This window comes from Ruegeria sp. AP12, from assembly GCF_056540025.1.
Map to the genome: position 1 here is coordinate 1 of NZ_JBQFVZ010000055.1, position 1,484 is coordinate 1,484.

A 1,484-nucleotide genomic window follows, 5' to 3' on the forward strand; every position below is an offset into this window, starting at 1 on the left:
GGCCTTTCCCATCAGCGGGCGCTTGGTGGCGTCGCGATCTCCGCCCGCACCAACGATCGCGATCAGACGCCCCATCACATGCGGGCGCAGCGCTTTCAAAGCCGTAGCGACCGCATCTGGCGTATGGGCATAGTCCACAAACACCGCCGCGCCATTGTCACGCGTTGCGGCCAGTTGCATGCGGCCTCGGACCGTTGTCAGATGCGGCAGGGTCTCGAACACCCGTTCGGGGTCGTCGCCTGCTGCGATGACCAGCCCACAGGCCAGTAGGATGTTTTCGGCCTGGAACCCTCCGATCAGGTTCAAGCGCGTCTGGAAGGTCTTGCCCTGCCACGAGAACCGCAAATCCTGCCCGGTCGAGTCAAAGCGTTGGTTCATCAAGCACAGGTCGGCCTCACCCAACCCAACGGTCAGCACAGACTGCCCCCGCGCCTCAGCGATCTTGCGCACCTGAGCGCCCTTCGGATCGCTCAGATTGATGACTGCGGTGCCGTCCTCAGGCAGAACCCGTTCGAATAAGCCCATCTTAGCCGCGAAATACGCTTCGAACGTCTCATGATAGTCCAGATGATCCTGCGTGAAGTTTGAGAAACCCGCAGCGGCCAGATGCACTCCGTCAAGGCGGCGCTGTTCCAGCCCGTGCGAGGACGCCTCCATCGCCGCGTGGGTTACGCCATTCTCGGCGGCCTCGGACAGGCAGCGATGCAGAGTGATCGGTTCAGGCGTGGTATGGGCCAGCGGCGCGGTCCATGTGCCTTCGACCCCGGTGGTTCCAAGGTTGACGGCGGCGTGACCAAGTTCGGACCAGATCTGGCGGACGAATGTGGCGACCGAGGTTTTGCCATTGGTTCCGGTGACCGCAACAATCGTCTGCGGTTGCGCACCGAACCAAAGTGCAGCGGACCCGGCCAATGCCTGTCGCGGGTCTTCAACCACCACCAAGGCAGCGTTGGATGCGGCCAGTTCCACCTCAGCGATCTGCGCGCCTTCGGCATCGGTCAGAATGGCGGCGGCCCCCATGCGCAGGGCATACTGAATGAACTCACCCCCGTGGACGCGCGTACCGGGAAGCGCAGCGAACAGGCAACCGTCTTTGACCTCGCGACTATCGACGGCCAATCCGGTGATGTCGGGATTCGCGCCTCCGCGTGCTGTCAGGGCCAGTTGGCTGAGTTTCTTTGTTCTTGCGCCCATGACCCACCTGTTCTCTGGCACCCTAATTCGAGGTCAGGGTTATAGCAGCGCTCGCCTCAGGCTCAAGCCGGGGTCGCAGGCCCAACAAGGGCGCGACCCGACCGATCAACTCAGCCGCCACGGGCACTGCCGTCCAGCCCGCCGTGCGGCGCTTTTCGCCATAAGCCAGGATAGAGGGTTCATCCAAAGTGACGATCAGTACATATTTCGGGTCGTAGGCCGGGAAGATGGTCGCGAAGGTGGCGATCACCTTGTCATCATAGTACCCGCCACGCGGTTTGGGCTTATCG

1 protein-coding gene and 1 pseudogene are annotated in these 1,484 nt (G+C 62.5%); both read right to left on the reverse strand.

The window, feature by feature from the left end; all coding sequences use genetic code 11:
• On the reverse strand, window positions 1-1,194 hold a 1,194-nt coding region (locus tag ACR0E6_RS21125), incomplete at its 3' end, for a UDP-N-acetylmuramoyl-L-alanyl-D-glutamate--2,6-diaminopimelate ligase (protein ID WP_480586994.1).
• A 22-nt stretch (window positions 1,195-1,216) separates the two neighbouring features.
• Window positions 1,217-1,484, reverse strand: a pseudogene (locus ACR0E6_RS21130) (penicillin-binding protein 2); the annotation flags it as partial.